Here is an 18,502-nt window from a genome sequence, read left to right as displayed (position 1 = left end):
GGCGGGAGCGCGCTGGCGCCAGGGCGGCACGCGCGGCTCTGGAGCGGGGATGGGCAGGGGTGGGGAAAACCCCACTGCAACCCGGTGGCTGGCTCTGGCGCGAGAGCCGGCGGGGTGTCCGTAGCGTGGAGGCCATGAGCACACCAGCCTCGCGACCCACGCCGCCGTGGGACGCCACCGAACCTCTTCCCCCGGCCTCGGGCCGCACCCGGCCGCTGCCGCCGGTGGGCGCCACCCGCGTGCTGCCCCGCGAGGACGCCGCAGCGCACCGCGCGCTGCCTCCCGTGGGCCGCCCGGAAGGTCTGGAAGACCGGTACGGCGCCCGCTCCGCCAACCAAGCGAACCGCCCCCTGGCCGGGGACGACGACGTCGACGGCGGTCCCGGTCAGGCGCCGCCCGGAGGCCACGTGCCGCCCGGCCCGTCGGTGCCCGCGATCCGCGAGTGGCGCATGCTCTCCCCCAGGACCCTGTTCTTCGGCAGCCTGGACCTGGTGGTGGACGCGGCGCTCAACACGGCGCTGCTGTGCCTGATCGGTGCACTGCTCGTGACCGGTGTGGCCGCCATCCCCGCGCTCGGGCTGGGAGCGCTGGTGCTGGCCGCCACGGTCTACGTGATGATGGCGGCGGTGTGGTTGGAGCGGCGGCGCTCGGCGTCGTCGTTCGGTCTGGACATCCGCGACCCCCAGCGGCGCCGCACACCACGCACGGACTGGGTGCGGATCCCCCACCAGATCTGGCTGGACACCAGCGACGGCTCCCTGTGGCTGGGGATGCTGCACCTGGCGATCACGTGTCTGCTCGGCTGGCTCATGCTGGTGCCGTTCGTGGTGGCCGGAGCCGGGATCGCAGCGGCCACCACGCCGCTGTACATGCCCGCCGACTCCGTGGTGCGCACCGGGCTGCGCTCCGTCGGGGACGTGCCGGAGTGGGCCCTGATCGCGGGCTCGGTGCTCGGGGTGGTGCTCGGGATCCTGCTGGGCGTGCTGCTGACGCTGGCCCACCGCGGGCTCTCCGCGGGGTTGCTGCGCCAGAGCGAGGCCGCCCGGCTGCGCCGCGAGGCCATGGAGTCCGAGCGCCGCGCGGAGTACGAGTCCGCGGCGAAGGAGTCCGCGGTCCGCGGCGCGGAGACCGAGCGCTCCCGCATCGAACGGGACCTGCACGACGGCGTGCAGCCCCAGCTGGTCTCGGTGGCCATGAACCTCTCGATGGCGAAGTCCAGGATCGACACGGACCCCGCGGCCGCGAAGGAGCTCGTCGCGGAGGCCCACGGCACCACCAAGGCCGCGATCACCGAGCTGCGCAGGCTCGCCCGCGGCTTCCACCCCGCGGTGCTGGAGGACCGGGGGCTCGACGCAGCCCTGTCTGCCATCGCTGCGCAGGTCCCGTTCCCCGTGGACGTTGCCGTGAACGTGCCGCGCCTGGAGCCGCGCACGGAGGCCGCCGTCTACTTCGCAGTCTCGGAGAGCCTCACCAACGCGGTCAAGCACTCCGGCGCCCGCTCCGCGGACGTGGCCGTGTCCGTGCAGGACGGCCCCGCCCCCGGGACGAGCGTGGTGGTGGCGGGGGTCCGCGACTCCGGCCGCGGCGGCGCCCAGGTGGTTCCCGGTGGTGGCCTCTCCGGCATCCGGGACCGGATCCGCTCGGCCGGGGGACGGTTCTTCCTGAACTCTCCCGCGGGCGGGCCCACCGAGGTGGTCGTGGAGCTGCCGCTCGGCAGCACCCGCCAGGACACCCCGGCCGCGGCACCCGGCCACCACGGGGAGACCCAGCACGGGACTCCGCGCGAGCCCCAGTGTCAGGCCCCCGAAGGGGATCCGGGAACGGGCGGCGCGGCGTCGTCGTCATCGTCGCGGACCAGCACCGGAGAGGGAAACTGAGATGCGCATCGTGATCGCCGAGGACGCCGTCCTGCTGCGCGCCGGACTGGTGCGCCTGCTCACGGACGCGGGGCACGACGTCGTCGCGGAGACTGACACCGCCGAAGGGCTCGTGAAGGCCGTGGAGGAGCACCGACCGGACTTCGCCCTGGTGGACGTGCGGTTGCCGCCCTCCTTCAGCGACGAGGGGATCCGCGCCGCCGTGCTGATCCGCTCCGCCCACCCGGACGTGGCCGTACTCGTGCTCTCGCAGTACGTGGAGGAGCGCTACGCGTCCGAGCTGATCGCCTCGCGCCGCGAGGGCCTGGGCTACCTGCTCAAGGACCGCGTGGCGGACGTGGAGCAGTTCCTCGAGTCCGTGCAGACCGTGGGCTCCGGCGGCACCGTGCTGGACCCGGAGGTGCTCACGCAGATCCTGGTGCGCTCGCGGCGTCGTGAGGACCTGGAGCTGCTGACCCCGCGTGAGCGCGAGGTGCTGGGGCTCATGGCGCAGGGGCTGTCCAACGCGTCCATCGCCGCGAACCTGTACCTCACAGAGTCGGCCGTGGAAAAGCACATCGGCGCGATCTTCGCCAAGCTCGGCGTCACCTCGGAGACCGGCAACCGCAGGGTTCTGGCCGTTCTCAAGTACCTCGGCTACTCGGACCACTCCCGCTAGGACACGACATGAGCACTCACACTCCCTCCCCGGCCACGCCGGACCCCGGTTCCCATCCCGCACAGGAACCCCGTCAGAACCGGCCCCTCCCCCGCGGCGAGTGCCGGGCGTGGAACACCGCCACCGCCGTGGTGGGCGGGGTGGTCGCGATCGGCCTGCTGGTCGGCGGCGCGGGCGTCACCGGGGCGCTCGCGCTGACGCAGGAGCACAACGGGTCCTGGACCGCGCCCGCCACCGTCAAGACCATCCACGTGGACGCGGCCGACGCCGCTGTCTACGTCCACACCAGCTCCACCGCGGACCGCGTGCAGGTGCTGTGGTCCGAGGCCGGAATCAACATCCCGGACCGTGCCCCTTCCCCCGCCCTGCACGACGGCGCCCTGTCCCTGGACCTCGGCGCCACCGCCACCGGCTGGGACCTGGGAGGGTCCTCGAACCGCAGCGTCTCCGTCACCGTTCCCGAGGACTCCGCACCGGTCTCCCTGGACCTGCAGGGCACCACGAATGCTCTGTTCGTGGAGGGCACGTTCAAGGACGTCCTCGCGAAGACCGACACCGGTTCGGTGGAGGCCAACGATCTGGAGGCCGCCACGGTGGACGCCCGCTCGACGAACGGGCGGGTGCTGCTGGACGGCGCGCACGTGAGTGACCGGCTGGACGCCCACACGGACACCGGCATGGTGCTCGTTGACACCCAGGGCACCTCCCCGAAGCGTGCCTCGGTCACGGCGGGCTCCGGCTCCTACGGCGTGACCATGCCCACCGCGGACTACTGGTACCCGCAGGGCAGCCAGAAGGACTTCACCGACCCGCGCCACCCGGTGACCACGGATCCGGCGGGGTCGGACCCGGCGGACCCCACGGACGATTCGTCCCTGGAGTACTACGGGACGTACGACGACAGCCCCCTGCCCTCCGAGGTCAGCACCCCGTCCCTGTTCGCGACGGCAGAGCCGTCCTCCTCGACCACACCCCGGGTGGCGCCGAGCGGCGGTTCGTCCGCGAGCCCCAGCACGGTGTCGAGTCCCGTTGCGCCGGAGAGTCCGCGGGCGACGTCGTCGGCTGCTTCCGGGGCGTCGACGGCACCCGGGGCCGAGAGCGCGACCGGGCACGGTCACGACGCGGACACCGTGTGCAAGACGGCCCCGAACGGCACGCCCTGCCTCTACCTCCAGGGCACGCCCATGGGCGTGAAGGACTCCGGGTGGATGCACGCCTGGCACGACGGCTGGCGCTCCTCCGGCACCCGGCAGGACCGCGACGACCAGCCGGAGCAGGACACCACAGAGTCCGACTCCGACTCACCGGCTCGCGAGAACTAGAACTCCCGGCCGGTGCGTCCGGCCAGGTGTCCATGCGGGTGCACCCGATCCGTCGGAGGGCGGGGTAATACATCTCCCGCGTTCCGGTGGCAGGAGCGCTGCCCACGAGCACACGGTCCACGTGGGGGGATCTGAGGTCAGCGGTGGAATCTCGGTGGCGACCACGTGGTGCCGCTTGCCGGAGGCCCCACGTAGGGCTCCCGGTCGAGGGGCTGCTCGTGTTCCCGGCGAACTCCAGGTAGCCCGCGGTGTCGTGCATGCACGCCGTAGCCGTGTTCCCGGACGTCACGTTGGAGGAGGCGGTGGTGCTGATGCTGCCGTCCACCAGAGTCGCGGACCTCGTGTCGTCAAATGGGTAGGCGAAGACCCGCCCCGGCGCTGTTGGTGGTGGATGCGGTGTACGCACCGATCGATCCGGTGACCGGATGCTCAGGGCCTGGGCGCCGGCGCCCAGGGTTGCCGGCACGAGCCATGCGATGGATTTCTTGCGCGTGGGGGCAGTCTCAGCCGTGGTGTCCCCGGGTCCTTCTCTCATGATTTTTGCAAAAATTATCAGGTGAATCGTGGGCCCCGTACTGCGACCAGCAGTGTGCGTCACACCACTGCCTGCCCGTAGCCTGGTCCGGTGAGAGCTCCCCAGCCTGCCGCCTCCATGGACCGCGCCCGCATCAGCAGGGCACGGATCGCCGTGTCCCTGCTGTTCCTCACGAACGGCGCGATCTTCTCCAACCTGCTGCCCCGGCTGCCCGAGATCAAGGACACGTTCGAACTGTCCAACGCGATGTACGGCTTCGCCCTGATCGCGTTCCCCATCGGCGGCGTGGTGGCAGGTCCGCTGCCCGCTCCGATCCTGCGGCGCTTTGGAACGGCCCGCGTGGCCGTGGTGGGCACCGTGCTGCTGGCCACCGCCGTGTTCGTCGCGGGATCGGTCCCGCTCGTGGCCGTGTTCTGGGTGGGGCTGCTGATCGCCGGCATGCTCGACGCCGTGGTGGACACCGCCCAGAATGCCCAGGGCCTTCGCGTCCAGCGGCTCGCGGGGAACTCGATCATCAACTCCATGCACGCACTGTGGAGCGTGGGAGCGGGTATCGGCGGGCTCATGGGCACCGCCGCGGCGGCCACGGGCCTGCCCCTGGTGTGGCACTTCATGATCAGCGGTGCGATCTTTGCCGCCACGGCCGCGGTGGCCATGCGCTGGGCCGTCCCGGACGACCCCGAGGAGCACGCCGCCATCCAGGCCGAGCACGTCTCCGTGGACACCGCAGGTCTCCCCAAACTGCCCCGCGGCACGGGCTGGGCGCTGCTCGCCCTGCTGCCCATCGCCGTCGTCGCCATGTCCGGGGTGCTCGTGGAGGACGTCGGCTCCAACTGGTCCGCCGTCTACCTCAGGGACGTGCTCGGCGCCCCCGTGAGCATGGTGGGCCTGGGCTACGTGAGCCTGGTGGGCGCGCAGTTCGTGGGGCGCATCCTGGGCGACCGGCTCATCGACGCGCTCGGCGCGGTGCTCGTGACACGGCTGGGCGGCGTGCTGATCTTCGTGGGCCTCGGCGCCGTCGCCCTGGCGCCGGCACCGTGGGTGGCCCTGGTGGGCTTCGCGCTGGCGGGCTTCGGCTGCGCCACCATGGTCCCGAACGCCTACGCCGCCGCGGACCGCGCGCCCGGCCTGAAACCGGGTACGGGGCTCACTCTGGTCAGCTGGTGCATGCGCATCGTCTTCATGGTCTCGCCCCCGCTCGTGGGGATGCTCGCGGACGCCGCCGGACTGCGCACCGCCCTGTTCGTCTTCCCGGTCATGGGAGTCTTCGCGTTCCTCTTCGCCGGTGCCCTGCGGGTGCGCCCCCGGGCGTGAACGGGACGGTCAGCCAGACCTCCCATACTGGTGGGATGACTTCACAGTTCGCCCAGACACGTTCCGAGCAGGGCCTCTCGCTGCTGCGCTCCGGCTACCTCTTCGCCTCCCGCGTCCGACGCCGCGCGGGTCTCTCCTCGGACTCGGGCTGCCCCGTCCGCATGCCGCTGCTGGGCAAGCAGACCGTACTGGTCCGCGGGGAAGAGGGTGTCCAGCTCTTCTACGACACGTCCCGCGTGCGGCGCGACGGCGCGATGCCCGGCGTCGTGAAGGGGCCCCTCTTCGGCGCGGGTGCCGTCCACGGCCTCGACGGCGAGGCCCACTCCGTGCGCAAGAACCAGCTCGCGGACATGGCCTACGAGGACGAGCGGGTGGCCGCCTACAAGCCGTTCGTCGCCGAGGAGCTCGAGGCCCTGGTGACCCGGTGGCGGAAGGGCGACAACGTCTACGACAGCACCGCCACCGCCTTCGGCCGCGCCTCCTTCCGCTGGGCGGGGATCCCCTGGAGCACGCGGGAGATGGACCGCTGGGCGCACCGCATGAGCCGCCTGCTGGACACCTTCGGCCGCCCCGCCGTGCACCTGGTCTCCCGCCTGGACCGGATCGCCCTGGACCGCCGGTTCGCGGCGCTGATCCGGGACGTGCGCGCCGGGAAGGTCGCCGCGCCCGAGGACTCGGTGCTGGCCCACATGGCCCGGCTCGTGGACGAGAACGGTGCGCTCGTGGACGCGAAGACCGCGGGCATCGAGCTGCAGAACCTGACCCGGCCCAACGTGGCGGTGGCGCGCTTCGCGGCGTTCGCGGCCACCGCGCTGGCGGAGCACCCCGAGTGGGTCGAGCGCATCCGCAGGGCGTCCGAGGAGCGCGACGGCGCCCTGGTGGACGTCCCGGAGGCCGTCGCCTTCGCGCAGGAGGTCCGCCGCATCTACCCGTTCGTGCCCATGCTTCCCGCGGAGGCCACCCAGGACACCGAGATCCAGGGCTGCCCGGTGCACAAGGGCCAGCGGGTGCTCCTGGACATCCTGGGCACCAACACCGATCCGGCCTCGTGGGACCGCGCCGCGACGTTCGACCCCGAGCGCTTCCTGGGCGTCGAGGACGCCGAGGCGATCACCACGTTCATCCCCCAGGGCGGGGCGGACGTCCGCACGGGCCACCGCTGCCCCGGGGAGAAGATCGCGGTCACCTCGCTCTCCGCGGCCGTGGTGGCACTGTGCCGCCCGGAGGTGCAGCTGCCCAGCGACCAGGACGACCTCACCTTCTCCTGGACCCACATGCTGACCCGCCCCGTCACCGGGGTGCGCGTGCGCGCCGCCTGACCCTCGCTCCCGCGACCCCTCGTTCTCACGACAGCGGGCCCCGCACGGCGACAACTCGCTGCGCGGGGCCCGCTGCTCTGGCAGATTCGTGCGGGGGCTACTTCCCGGGCACCGCGGGCACGCCAGCGCCGGGGGCTGCACCCGCCTGGTACGGCTTCACCGCGGCGAGCAGCTGCTGAAGCACCTTCAGGTCGGTCGTGGCCGCTGCGGTGAGCTTCGGGTTCGTGGGCGTCTTGGAGGCCGCCGCGACCGAGAGCTGGGTCTTGTGCAGCTGAGCCGCGAAGTCCGGGCTCTGCTTGTCGAGGCCGAGTTCGATCAGCCGCGCATCGACCGCCGTCAGGTTCGAGTTCAGCACCGTCTGGGGCCCGAACTGCTCCGCCGGGGTCAGCACCATCTGCGACGTGAGCACCCACTGGGTGCGCTGCTGCAGCTGCTGCAGCGTGGTCAGCTCGGTGACGTTCGCGGTCAGCGGGTTGACCTCGCCCGTCGGCTGCCCGGTGACGCCCGGGGTGGGCACGGGATCCGTCGTGGGCTTCGGATCGGGCGTTTTGGTGGGCACCGGGGTCTTGGTGGGCGCAGGCGTCTGCGACGGCGCGGGTGTGGTGGTGGGTGCCGGGGTGACCGCAGGTTTGACGGTCTTGGTCGGAGCCGGGGTCGAGGTGGCCGCGGCAGTCGGCTTCGACGTCTCCCGGTGCTTGTTCCCGTCGGAGTCCCCGGTCCCCGTCGTGGGCGTCGTCGCCCCGGAACCGCCGCCGGGCGCAGTGGTCTTCCCCTTGTTTATGGGCTGTGTGCCCGTCTGCCCACCGGACGCGTTGATCTTCCCCTTGTCCGTGGTCTGCTTGCCCTGCTGTCCGCCGGACGTGGACGGGGAGGTGGAGTTCTTCCCGCCCTGGCCCTGCCCCTTGCCCGTGCCAGTGGTCTTCTGGTCGGCGGGCTTCTTGTTCCGCAGCGCGGTGACGCGTTCCTTGTCCGCGACCGGCAGGCCCGCGGTGTCCGGGAGGGGGCCGAGGTCCGTGCCGGGCTTGGCGTTCGGATCGGTCTTGGGCTGGACGGAGTTCTCGTCCTGCGTGGAGTACGGCGCACGGGACGCCTTGATGATGCCCTTGCCGGTCTCCCAGTCGAAGGACTGGGCGTCCACCACCTTGCCGTCCACCCACGTCTCGAAGTGCAGGTGCGGACCGGTCACACGCAGGCCGGTCTGACCCACCTCACCCAGTTGCTCGGATGCTTTCAGGGAGTCGCCCACGCGCACCATGACCTTGCTCAGGTGGTTGTAGGTGGTCTTCATGCCGTTCGCGTGGGAGACCTCCACACGGTTGCCGCCCCACACGTCCCAGAAGACGGCGGTGACGGTGCCGTCCAGCGCGGCGACGACGGGAGTGCCCTCGGGCGCGGAGATGTCCGTGCCGTTGTGGAGCTCGTACTGCCCGGTGTCCGGGGCGGTGCGCCACCCGAACTCGCCGCCCTTCAGAACGGTCACCGGCTGGGCCGGGGCGATCAGCGTGTTGACGGGGAGCTTTCCCTCGAACGTTGCGGGAGCGTGGGTGGAGGGCGCCAGAGACGAGACTCCGTTGACCCCGCCCGTGGAGCCGGTGGAAGACGCCGGAGAGGATGCCGCCCCGCCCTCCGCGTTCGGGGCGGCGCTGCCCGCCACCGAGAACGACGCCGGGACAACCTTGGACTCGTCGATCGCGGCCTGGTCCGCCACGGAGGCGAACAGGGACGCGCGAACCGGCTGCGCGGCGGCGTCGTCCCCCGCGCCCCCGGGCTCACCGGAGGTTCCCACCTGCTGCGGCCCCTGCGCGTCGTGCGCCATGGCCGGCTGCCAGGGAGCTGTGACGGTGCCGTTGCTCACGGCAACGCTCACGGCCACGAGCAGTGAGAAAGAGGTGAAGGCGGTCAGCGCCATCGAGGGCTTCTTGACCGCAGAGGAACGTGCGCGTGAACGAGCCATAAGTGTGATCGAGTCTCCCGGGAGGAACCCCGGCGCTGTGAGCCCGCGGGCCGGTGGTCAGTGGCGCCAGTCTAGGCGAGGTCCAGGTCTATATGTAGTTGCATCTACAGATGACATCTCGTGTCAGTACTTACCGGACCAGTCCTCGTCCACGAGCCCGCGGACGTAGGCCGCCTGGCCCACATGCTCGGCGGCGTCGATCACGGTGGAGACAATGCGCATTCCCCGGGTCACGGGCGGATCCCACGACTCGTCGATCACCTCGTCCAGATCCTCCTGGGAGAGGCCACGCACGTACGTGGCCGTCCCGCAGCACACGGCCCGCAGGTAGCCGAGCAGCAGCCCGGGGTCCGAGACCCGCACCTTCGCCACGTCCTCGGGGGTGTCTCCGAAGCCGGAGTCCGCGCTGGAACGGTCCAGGTCGAAGGAGTTGTTCCAGCCCTCCGCCGTCCAGACCTGCTCCGAGCCGCACAGCTGCGCGACCTGCACGTCCTGCTGCCGAGCCGCGTGCCACACGAGCCACGCGATCGAGTTGTGGGTCTTCTCCGGCATCGTGTTCAGCACGGTCGAGGAGATCCCCTCCAGAGCCGCCTCCGCGGCGTCCACCGGGCGCCTCGCGGCATCGGCCATCAGGTCCTGGGCGCTCATGGTCCTCCGTTCCGCGCCGGGTCCCGGCGCCGTGTGTTCTACGTCGTGCGTCCTGCACCCCACTGTACGGTCGCGGCGCCGCGGGCGGGAGGGGTGCCGGAGATGAGAGGGCGCCGCGGGACCGCAGGACGCCGGGAGCGTAAGGGGCGACAACGCCGCATAGCAACGGCCGGCCCCGGACACACCGGGGCCGGCCGCAGGACCGTTCACTGAGAGTCGGGGGTCAGCCCGCCACGCGCACCAGCTTGGTGTTCGCGAACTCGCCGAAGCCCCAGCGGCCCAGCTCGCGGCCGTAGCCGGAGCGGCGCACGCCGCCGAAGGGCAGCCCGGCCTTGGTGGTGCCGTGCTCGTTGACGTAGGTCATGCCCACCTCGAGCTGGCGGGCGATCTCCTCGGCCTTCGCGACGTCGGAGCTCCACACGGAACCGGAGAGCCCGAAGGACGAGTCGTTGGCGAGCTCCACGGCCTCGTCCACGGAGTCGTAGGAGTAGACGACGGCCACGGGGCCGAAGATCTCCTCCTTGAAGGCGTCCATCTCGCGGGTCACGCCGGTGAGGACGGCCGGGGACATCCAGGCGCCGTCCTTGTCAAGGGCCTTGCCACCGGTGTGCAGAGTGGCGCCCTGTTCCACGGCGCGCTCCACCTGGGCCACGGCGTCGTCGCGACCCTGGACCGAGGACAGCGGGCCGACGTCGGTCCCGTCCTCGAGGGGGTTGCCCACCGTCATGGCCTCGACGGTCTCCACGACCACCTTCACGAACTCGTCGAACATGCCCGCGGGCACGAAGATCCGCTTGGGCGAGTTGCAGGCCTGGCCCGCGTTGCTCATGCGGGCGGTGGCCACGGTCTTCGCGGTCTTCGAGACGTCCACGTCGTCGAGCACGACCAGCGGGTCCGAGCCGCCCAGCTCGAGCACGCTCTTCTTGAGGTTCTGCGCGGCGGTGGTCGCCACGGCCTTGCCAGCACCCTCGCTGCCCGTGAGGGAGACGCCGCGAACGCGCGGGTCCGCCACGACGTCCGTGATCTGGTCCGTGCTCACGAACAGGTTGATGTAGGCGTCCTCGGGGATGCCCGCGGCGTGCAGGATCTCCTCGATGAGCTCCGCCGTGCGGGCACAGATGGACGCGTGCTTGAGCAGGATGGTGTTGCCCAGCATGAGGTTCGGGGCCGCGAAACGGGCCACCTGGTACTGCGGGAAGTTCCAGGGCATGACACCCATGAGCACACCCACGGGATCGGTGACGACCACGGACTTCGCGCTGTCGCCCACGTCCAGGGTCTCCTCCTGCAGCAGCGCGGGCCCGTGGTCCGCGTACCAGCGGTAGATCGAGGAGGACAGTGCCACCTCGCCCTGGGCCTGCGCGAACGGCTTGCCCATCTCGGTGCTGATCACGCGGGCCAGCTCGTCCCCGCGCTCCTGGAACGCGTCCGCCACAGCGGCCAGTGCCGCCGCGCGCTGTTCCGCGGGGGTCTTGCGCCACGAGGTGAATGCGGCGTCCGCGCGCTCGACGGCGCGGGCGACATCCGCGTCCGTGAGAGAGGTGAACTCCTGCTCGACGACGCCGGTGGCGGGGTTCTCTGTGCGGTAAGCCATGAGGTCTCCTTCTGTCGCGGATTCTCTTCGGGGGTCGTCGCGCGACCCCTTCACCGGTTCCAACACCGGCCCCCGGGGGAAAGATTCCCGGCGCGCGGGCCGCGCCCGGAGCAGCCGGACGACGCCGCCCCGTAGCGCTGGAAGGGTGCCCGTGCCCTCCGCGTGCGCGTACCTGGGGCTGCACGCGGCGGTGTCCCGCGCCTGACGCGGCGGGCGGGAGACGCCGGAACTACGTCGACGACGCCGTCCCGGGCTCCCGGCGCCCCACCCACCAGAAGCGCAGCCACACGAGCGCGAAGACGGCGATGAGCGCGAGCCCGGCCTGGCCGAGGTCGATCTCCGCGAGCGCCGTCGTCGCCGGGTCCTCCAACCCCAGGAGGTCGTGAAAGAAGCCGCCCAGGGTGATCGTGGCGACGAACAGCGCGGAGACCGCGGAGATCACGGTGACGGTGGCGTTGAAGCGGCGCCGGGTGCCCGCCTGCGTGAGGGCGTTGGAGTAGAGCTTCATCATGCCCAGCCCGTTGAGGGTGTCGCACAGGGTCATCGCGGCGGTGAAGGCCACGGGCAGACCCAGCAGCGCGAGTGCCGGCACTCCGGCCAGGGACGCGGAGACGGTGAGCAGCAGCAGGCCGATCGTGGTGGCGGTGTCGAACCCGAGGCCGAAGAGGAAGCCCAGCACGAAGATGTCCCGCGGGCGGCGCACCCGCTGCAGCGGCTTGCGCAGCAGGCGGGAGACGAGCCCCCAGCCGCCGTCATCCGCTGCGCCGTCGCCCCGCGCGCCCACGGCAGAGCGCTGGTGCGCGGTGGACCGGCCCCGGGCCAACCCCACCGAGATGCTCGCGTTGTAGAGCCCCAGCACCAGCAGGTACACCCCGGAGACACCCGCGCCGATCAGCCCGAGCACGTGGTTGGCGGAGCTGCCGTCCTCGAACGCCCCGCTCACGAACTGCGCCCCCGCCACCACCATGGTCCCGGCGAGTGTCACGACCAGGGAGTGCCCCAGACTGAACGCGAAGCCCACGCTCGCCGGGTTCATGCCCTCGGAGACGAATTTGCGGGTGGTGTTGTCGATCGCGGAGATGTGGTCCCAGTCGTAGCTGTGCTTCATGCCCGCTGCGTACGCGGTGAGCACCACGCCCAGGGCCAGCGGCTGCGCACCGGGAGCGAGTGCCGTCGCCAGCAGCCCGAACGCGAGCAGGTGCAGGGCGGCCACCGCGGCGAGCGTGAACCCCACCCGCGCGCGCAGCGGCAGGGTGTGCCGGTCCGTGACATAGCGACGGTAGAACGTGGGGTGGGACGTGGTGGACACTGTTCTCCTCGGTGGGTGGTGCTGGTCAGTACTTGCGCAGCCGCAGCGGTGCCTGCCCGCGCCAGCGCTCGTGGAGCTCGTCCACCACGGCTCTGTGCAGCGCCGCGACGGCCTCCGTGGAGTCCGCGAGCGAGCGAACGCACACGCACCGCACACCGTACGGCTCCCCGGCGCCCGCGCGCGTGATCCCGGAGTGGGTGTCGGACGCATCCACGAGCTCGGTGAGGCGCTCGTAGAGGTCATCGTCCAGGCGCGCGTCCGCGAGCAGCAGCTGCCCCGTGTGGCTGCGGCCCTCCATGAACCCCACGCCGGTCAGGTCCCCGTGCGCGTCCGGGCGGATCCGCAGCTGGTCGACGACCAGGCGCCGCGGGCGGGCGGCGGGATCCGGCGGCAGCACCCGCACCTCGGTGCGCATCCGCAGCTCGTCGTACGCGAAGGACTCCCCGGACGGTGACCACCCGGGCGTGACGATCTCCGCCAGCACCAGGGATGCCGTGGGATCCATGTCCACACGCGTGCGCTGGATGTAGGACCCGCCGCGGTAGACGATCAGCTGGTCCGGCACGTAATCCAGCACGCTGCCGGGGCCCAGCCGCACGGTCATCTCCTGCGTGGCGGGGCCCTGCGGAGTGCGGTAGACCTTGGTCGCGGACTGGGTGGTCAGCGCCAGGGACGCGCCCCGCTCCACGACGACGTCCAGCAGGTAGGCGTCCGCCCCGAAGTACGCGCCCCCGGGATTGATCACCGTGTAGGTCACCTGCCCGGAGTGGTCCAGGTAGTGCGGACGCAGCACCCGCAGAGCGCCCTCGTGGAACTGCCGGGCCGCGTAGGACCGGCCGTCCCGCTCGGCGACGCCCAGCCGCAGCTGCCCCGTCCACTCGGTCTCGGCCAGGCTCCGTATCCGGGACGACCGCGCTCCCGCGCTCCCAGCCCCGTGCACCGGCGCGGACGGGGCACGCTGCCCGAGCGGCGTCGTCGTGCCCGGAGCCTCGGAAGGCTCAGGCAAGATCGAGCATCAGGACGTCGTTGCGGAGCCACTCCTGGACGCGCTCGAGCCCCTCGTCCGTCTTGAGGTTGGTGAACGCGAACGGCTTGTCCTTGCGGAAGACCTTGGAGTCCTCCTCCATCACGCCCAGGTCCGCACCCACGTGGGGGGCAAGGTCCGTCTTGTTGATGATGAACAGGTCAGACTTGATCATCCCCTGCCCGGCCTTGCGCGGGATCTTCTCCCCCTGCGCCACGTCGATCACGTAGATCGAGAAGTCCACGAGCTCCGGGCTGAACGTCGCGGAGAGGTTGTCCCCGCCGGACTCCACGAAGATCACCTGCAGGTCAGGGAATCGCTTCTTCAGCTGCTCGATCGCGGCCTCGTTCATGGAAGTGTCCTCGCGGATCGCTGTGTGCGGACAGCCACCGGTCTCCAGGCCGATGATCCGGTCCTCCGGAAGCACCGAGTTGCGCGCGAGGATCTTGGCGTCCTCGATCGTGTAGATGTCGTTGGTGATCGCGGCCATGGAGATCTCCTGGCTCATGGCTCGCGTGATGCGCTCCACGAGCTGCGTCTTGCCCGCTCCCACGGGGCCTCCCACACCGATGATGACGGGGTCCATGCTGTTCCTCCTGCTGCTCGTCGTGCTTCTGGTTCCCATGACGTGTCGTGCGTTCCGCCGGTTCATGCGGCCGTGCGGTTCGTGCGTTGCTGCCGGTCCCGGGTGAACTGGCCCGGGGCGCCCCTCCCGGCCGCGCGTCGTCGTCGTCGGCCTCAGCTCATGAAGAGCCTGGCCCGCTGCCGCTCGTGGTTCATCTGCGCGATCTCCAGCCCGGGGGCCACAGCGCCGAGCACCTCCTCGGCGATGCCCTGCGCCACGAGGTCCCGGGAGACGGCGACGGCGCGCCCCACCCAGTGCTGCGCGTCACGGATCACCGCCTGGCCGGTGTTCTGCCCCAGAGGGATGCCGCGCACCGCGTTCTGCGTCAGGGAGATCACCGTGGCGTACACGTGCGAGGCCACGGCCGTGTCCTCGGGAACGCCGAGCTCCCGGGCGAGCACGCCCCACACCGTGGCCTGGTGACCGTGCAGCCGCTCCTCCACAACCCCCTGCTCGTAGCGCTGAACCCACTCGCCAGGGTAGCTGCGGGCCCCGATGCTCAGCAGCCGCCCGCCCATGGTTATCCCGCCCTCGCGGATCTGCCGGGGCAGGGCCTGGACGGTCACGAGGTCGTCCAGATCCTCGACCCGCTCGAAGTCCTCGGCCGCGTAGACCAGCCGGACGGCGAGCGCGTCCGTGTGCGTGAGCTGCTGGTCCACGAACATCTCCAGCCACGCGGAGAACGACTCCCGGTCCTCCAGCTGCTCCGCGTGCATGTACGTCTCAAAGCCCAGCGAGTGGCTGAACGCCCCGGTGGGCAGCGCGGAGTCCGTGAGCTGCATCAGCCCCAGGACACCGCTCAGACTCGGCTCCACCACGGTCTCAGTGCGTGTGCTCGGCGTGGCGGAAGGGCACCGGCATGACCCGTTCCTGGCGGGAGTACGGGACACCGTGGTGCTCCAGGAAGTCCTGGACGGTGTGGTCGTACTGCACCACCATCACCTGCGCCCCGTACTCGCTGTCCTCGTCGAAGAACTGCGCCTGCAGGTGCCGGTTGCCCAGGCTGTGCGCCACGAACGCCATCTCCGTGATGGACCGCGCCCCGATCACCAGCACGTCCGTGGGCAGCACCTGGACCACGATGGCGTTGCCCCGCCCGGACCCCGCGTGGCTGTGGTGCCCGGCGGTGTCCGCGACGTCGGTGCCGTCCGCGGCGTCGTGGCCTCGCCCGTCCACGGCCGCGTACCCGTGGCCCTCCCCGGCGCCGACCTCCGCAACCTCCGTCGCATCCTCGACGGCGACGACGTCCCCGTCCTTCAGATCCGGTGCGCCGGCGGGCAGGCGGAGACCGATCTCGCGGTCGTGGTCGGTGCTCAGCCGCTGGATGCGCTTCACCAGCTCGGTGCTGGGCAGCACCACCTTCTCGACGTGTCTGCCGGCCACCAGCTCGCGGCCGCTCTCCTCATGGATGTTGCCCAGGATCTCGGTGACGATCACGGGTGCTCTCCCTTCGCTGTCGAATGTCGTGGTGCGGGGCTGCGTGGCCGAAGCCGCCGGCCGCGGTCGGAACGACCGCGAACGGGGCGGGCGTGCGGACCGGGCCGTGCGGCGTCGTCGTCGTCGTGACCGGAGCCGGTGTGGCGTCAGAACAGGAAGTAGCGCTGCGCCATGGGCAGCTCGTCCCGGGGCTCGCAGCTCACGGGAGTGCCCTCCACGCGCACCTCGTAGGTCTCCGGGTCCACGCGCAGCTGCGGGGTCTCGCCGTTGAACTTCATGTCCGCCTTGGTCAGGGTGCGGATGTCGCGGCACTCGCGCACCACCTTCTCCAGCCCGAGCGAGCGTGGCACGCCCGCCCGGATGGATGCCTGGGACATGAACGTGATGGACGAGCGCGCGGCGGCCTTGCCGTACGCCCCGAACGCCTTGCGGTACCAGCGGGGCTGCGGGGTGGGGATGGACGCGTTCGGATCGCCCATCACGCCGTGCACCATCTGCCCTCCCTTGATGACCAGGTCCGGCTTCACCCCGAAGAACTTGGGCTCCCACAGCACCAGGTCCGCGAACTTGCCCTCCTCCACGGAGCCCACCACGTGCGAGATGCCGTGGGCGATCGCCGGGTTGATCGTGTACTTGGAGATGAACCGCTTGATCCGGTGGTTGTCCGCGCCCGTGCCCTCGTCCTGCGGCAGGGGCCCGCGCTGACGCTTCATGGAGTCCGCGACCTGCCACGAGCGCAGCACCACCTCCCCCACACGACCCATGGCCTGTGAGTCCGAGGAGGTCATCGAGAAGATCCCCATGTCCTGCAGCACGTCCTCCGCCGCGATGGTCTCCTTGCGGATGCGCGAGTCCGCGAACGCCACGTCCTCGGGGATGTCCGGGTTGAGGTGGTGGCACACCATGAGCATGTCCAGGTGCTCCTCGATGGTGTTGCGCGTGTACGGCAGCGTGGGGTTCGTGGACGCCGGCAGGATGTTCGGGTCCTGCGCGAGCTCGATGATGTCCGGCGCGTGCCCACCGCCCGCGCCCTCCGTGTGGAACGTGTGGATCACGCGCCCCGCGATGGCCGCGCGGGTGTCCTCCACGAAACCCGCCTCGTTGAGGGTGTCCGTGTGGATGGCCACCTGGACGTCGTACTCGTCCGCCACCTGCAGGGACGTGTTGATGGACGACGGCGTGGCGCCCCAGTCCTCGTGGACCTTCAGCCCGATCGCCCCGGCCCGGATCTGCTCCGCCATGGGCGAGATGGACGAGCCGTGGCCCTTGCCCAGGATCCCGAAGTTCATGGGGAACTCCTCGAACGAGCGCAGCATGTTGTGGATGTTCCACTCGCCCGGGGTGATCGTGGTGGCCTTGGAGGACTCGCTCGGTCCCGTGCCGCCTCCGATCATCGTGGTGATCCCCGAGACCAGCGCCGTCTCGATCTGGTCCGGGCTGATGAAGTGGATGTGGGAGTCGATCCCGCCCGCCGTGAGGATCTTGCCCTCACCGGCGATCACGTCCGTGGCCACGCCGATCACGATGTCCACACCGCTCATCACGTGGGGGTTGCCGGCTTTGCCGATCTTCAGGACGTGACCGTCGCGCACGGCCACGTCCGCCTTGTAGATCCCCGTCCAGTCGATCACCACCACGTTCGTGATCACCAGGTCCGGGATCCCGACGTCCCGCACGAGCTGCCCGTTCTGGCCCATCCCGTCCCGGACCACCTTGCCGCCACCGAACACGGCCTCCTCCCCGGGGGTCGTGAGGTCCCTCTCGATCCGTGCGAAGAGTTCGGTGTCCGCCAGGCGCACGGCGTCCCCGGTAGTGGGCCCGTACAGGCTCGCGTACTGCTCCCTGCTCATCTCAAAGCTCATGGTCGGCCTTCTCGTTCGGGGTGGGCGGGTGGTCTCGGGGTGCTGGTGGTCACAGCGCTCGCAGGTCCCTGCGGTTCCGCGGCGGTGGTCCCGCTGCGGTGCTGTCTGTCCGGCGGGCGCCCGTCCGGGCACGACGCCGCGCGGCGGCCCGGCTCAGCGGGTCTCGTTGGAGAAGCCCTTGCGTTCGCGCAGCGGCTGCGGTGCGTCCCCCGCCGCGGAACGGTGCCGGGCGGGGGTGACGGGGGCTGTGTCGTCGTCGAGGGACGCCGGCTCGTGGGCGTCCAGTGGGCCGTCCATCAGGTCCCGGAACCCGTAGACGATGCGGTCCCCGCCGAGCGGGATCAGCCGCACCGTGGTGGAGTCCCCCGGCTCGAGGCGCACCGCGGTGCCAGCGGGGATGTCCAGGCGGCGGCCCACGGCCCGGTTCCGGTCGAAATCCAGGGCCCGGTTGGCCTCGGCGAAGTGGAAGTGCGAACCCACCTGCACGGGGCGGTCCCCGCGGTTGAGGACTTCCAGTGTGATGGCCTCGCGGCCCTCGTTGCAGACCACGGGGGTCTCGGCCAGGACGTACTCACCGGGTGTCACGGGTGCTCCTCGCGGGGGTTGCGGTGGGTGGTGCGATCGGTGCGGCGCAGTGCACGGCGGGTCTCACCGGATGGGCTCGTGGACGGTCACGAGCTTGGTGCCGTCCGGGAACGTGGCCTCCACCTGGACGTCCGGGATCATCTCCGGGATGCCCTCCATGACGTCGTCACGGGTGAGAATGGTGCTGCCCCAGCTCATCAGGTCCGCCACGGTGCGGCCGTCGCGGGCGCCCTCGAGCAGCTCGTAGGTGATGATCGCGATGGCTTCCGGGTAGTTGAGCTTCAGCCCCCGCGCCTGACGCCTGCGCGCGAGGTCCGCGGCGACCACCACCAGAAGCTTCTCCTGGTCCTTGGGCTGCAGGTGCATGCGGGATCCCCTCCGGTCGGCCGGCTCGTGCGGTGCGCCGCTCGCGTCGAGGGCTGGCTACCCCGCGATACAC

Annotated in this window: 16 protein-coding genes; 5 read left to right on the top strand and 11 right to left on the bottom strand. The window is 71.0% G+C overall.

All coding sequences use genetic code 11. The features are described 5' to 3' along the window. Window positions 1-134: 134 nt before the first annotated feature. The 5 genes from FS770_RS10685 (at window position 135) to FS770_RS10665 (ending at window position 7,025) form a co-directional block, all read left to right on the top strand. Window positions 135-1,877 carry a sensor histidine kinase gene (locus FS770_RS10685; RefSeq protein WP_244944881.1) on the top strand — a complete coding sequence of 581 codons (1,743 nt, stop codon included), beginning with the start codon at window positions 135-137 and terminating at the stop codon, window positions 1,875-1,877. 1 nt (window position 1,878) lies between these two features. Beyond that, window positions 1,879-2,535 (top strand): LuxR C-terminal-related transcriptional regulator, encoded by a 657-nt coding sequence (locus FS770_RS10680; RefSeq protein ID WP_055082016.1) that lies wholly within the window; start codon window positions 1,879-1,881, stop codon window positions 2,533-2,535. A gap of 8 nt (window positions 2,536-2,543) precedes the next feature. Continuing rightward, complete coding sequence (locus FS770_RS10675) at window positions 2,544-3,857, top strand: DUF4097 family beta strand repeat-containing protein (protein WP_145011725.1); 1,314 nt, start codon at window positions 2,544-2,546, stop codon at window positions 3,855-3,857. A 625-nt stretch (window positions 3,858-4,482) separates the two neighbouring features. Next, window positions 4,483-5,706, top strand: coding sequence for an MFS transporter (locus FS770_RS10670; protein ID WP_244944880.1), 1,224 nt, complete (start codon window positions 4,483-4,485; stop codon window positions 5,704-5,706). Between the two features lie 35 nt (window positions 5,707-5,741). Then, window positions 5,742-7,025 (top strand): cytochrome P450, encoded by a 1,284-nt coding sequence (locus FS770_RS10665; protein ID WP_145011722.1) that lies wholly within the window; start codon window positions 5,742-5,744, stop codon window positions 7,023-7,025. Window positions 7,026-7,122: 97 nt separating this feature from the next. Here FS770_RS10665 and FS770_RS10660 read toward each other — a convergent pair whose 3' ends face one another. The 11 genes from FS770_RS10660 to FS770_RS10610 all read right to left on the bottom strand — a co-directional run bounded on the left by FS770_RS10660 (window position 7,123) and on the right by FS770_RS10610 (window position 18,429). Then, complete coding sequence (locus FS770_RS10660) at window positions 7,123-8,934, bottom strand: M23 family metallopeptidase (RefSeq protein WP_244944879.1); 1,812 nt, start codon at window positions 8,932-8,934, stop codon at window positions 7,123-7,125. A gap of 168 nt (window positions 8,935-9,102) precedes the next feature. Beyond that, window positions 9,103-9,627: a mycothiol transferase gene (locus FS770_RS10655; protein ID WP_144943202.1), complete on the bottom strand. Its 525-nt coding sequence runs from the start codon at window positions 9,625-9,627 to the stop codon at window positions 9,103-9,105. 223 nt (window positions 9,628-9,850) lie between these two features. Further along, a complete protein-coding gene (locus tag FS770_RS10650) occupies window positions 9,851-11,221 on the bottom strand; it encodes an NAD-dependent succinate-semialdehyde dehydrogenase (RefSeq protein ID WP_055084029.1) in 1,371 nt (456 codons plus the stop codon). A 229-nt stretch (window positions 11,222-11,450) separates the two neighbouring features. Then, a complete protein-coding gene (locus tag FS770_RS10645) occupies window positions 11,451-12,530 on the bottom strand; it encodes a HoxN/HupN/NixA family nickel/cobalt transporter (RefSeq protein ID WP_145011716.1) in 1,080 nt (359 codons plus the stop codon). A 25-nt stretch (window positions 12,531-12,555) separates the two neighbouring features. Continuing rightward, window positions 12,556-13,431 carry an urease accessory protein UreD gene (locus tag FS770_RS10640; RefSeq protein WP_425323836.1) on the bottom strand — a complete coding sequence of 292 codons (876 nt, stop codon included), beginning with the start codon at window positions 13,429-13,431 and terminating at the stop codon, window positions 12,556-12,558. Window positions 13,432-13,528: 97 nt separating this feature from the next. Then, window positions 13,529-14,140, bottom strand: coding sequence for an urease accessory protein UreG (ureG, locus tag FS770_RS10635; RefSeq protein ID WP_145011713.1), 612 nt, complete (start codon window positions 14,138-14,140; stop codon window positions 13,529-13,531). A 152-nt stretch (window positions 14,141-14,292) separates the two neighbouring features. Then, on the bottom strand, window positions 14,293-14,997 hold the full coding sequence (locus tag FS770_RS10630) for an urease accessory protein UreF (protein ID WP_145011711.1): 705 nt from the start codon (window positions 14,995-14,997) through the stop codon (window positions 14,293-14,295). A gap of 4 nt (window positions 14,998-15,001) precedes the next feature. Then, complete coding sequence (gene ureE, locus FS770_RS10625; protein WP_145011707.1) at window positions 15,002-15,616, bottom strand: urease accessory protein UreE; 615 nt, start codon at window positions 15,614-15,616, stop codon at window positions 15,002-15,004. Between the two features lie 146 nt (window positions 15,617-15,762). Next, window positions 15,763-17,478 carry an urease subunit alpha gene (gene ureC / locus FS770_RS10620; RefSeq protein WP_145011703.1) on the bottom strand — a complete coding sequence of 572 codons (1,716 nt, stop codon included), beginning with the start codon at window positions 17,476-17,478 and terminating at the stop codon, window positions 15,763-15,765. 153 nt (window positions 17,479-17,631) lie between these two features. Beyond that, a complete protein-coding gene (locus FS770_RS10615; protein WP_055084040.1) occupies window positions 17,632-18,063 on the bottom strand; it encodes an urease subunit beta in 432 nt (143 codons plus the stop codon). Window positions 18,064-18,126: 63 nt separating this feature from the next. Next, on the bottom strand, window positions 18,127-18,429 hold the full coding sequence (locus FS770_RS10610; protein WP_094393355.1) for an urease subunit gamma: 303 nt from the start codon (window positions 18,427-18,429) through the stop codon (window positions 18,127-18,129). Between the last annotated feature and the right edge of the window lie 73 nt (window positions 18,430-18,502).

It is taken from the genome of Kocuria salsicia (genome assembly GCF_007681555.1).
Classification (GTDB): domain Bacteria; phylum Actinomycetota; class Actinomycetes; order Actinomycetales; family Micrococcaceae; genus Kocuria; species Kocuria salsicia.
Note: the sequence above shows the minus strand (reverse complement) of the source record. Positions and strands in the feature narration are given on the sequence as shown.

Coding starts and splice junctions, on each gene's coding strand:
- FS770_RS10685 (WP_244944881.1), top strand. CDS start 135: ATGAGCACACCAGCCTCGCGACCCACGCCGCCGTGGGACGCCACCGAA.
- FS770_RS10680 (WP_055082016.1), top strand. CDS start 1,879: ATGCGCATCGTGATCGCCGAGGACGCCGTCCTGCTGCGCGCCGGACTG.
- FS770_RS10675 (WP_145011725.1), top strand. CDS start 2,544: ATGAGCACTCACACTCCCTCCCCGGCCACGCCGGACCCCGGTTCCCAT.
- FS770_RS10665 (WP_145011722.1), top strand. CDS start 5,742: ATGACTTCACAGTTCGCCCAGACACGTTCCGAGCAGGGCCTCTCGCTG.
- FS770_RS10660 (WP_244944879.1), bottom strand. CDS start 8,934: ATGGCGCTGACCGCCTTCACCTCTTTCTCACTGCTCGTGGCCGTGAGC.
- FS770_RS10655 (WP_144943202.1), bottom strand. CDS start 9,627: ATGAGCGCCCAGGACCTGATGGCCGATGCCGCGAGGCGCCCGGTGGAC.
- FS770_RS10650 (WP_055084029.1), bottom strand. CDS start 11,221: ATGGCTTACCGCACAGAGAACCCCGCCACCGGCGTCGTCGAGCAGGAG.
- ureG (WP_145011713.1), bottom strand. CDS start 14,140: ATGGACCCCGTCATCATCGGTGTGGGAGGCCCCGTGGGAGCGGGCAAG.
- ureC (WP_145011703.1), bottom strand. CDS start 17,478: ATGAGCTTTGAGATGAGCAGGGAGCAGTACGCGAGCCTGTACGGGCCC.
- FS770_RS10610 (WP_094393355.1), bottom strand. CDS start 18,429: ATGCACCTGCAGCCCAAGGACCAGGAGAAGCTTCTGGTGGTGGTCGCC.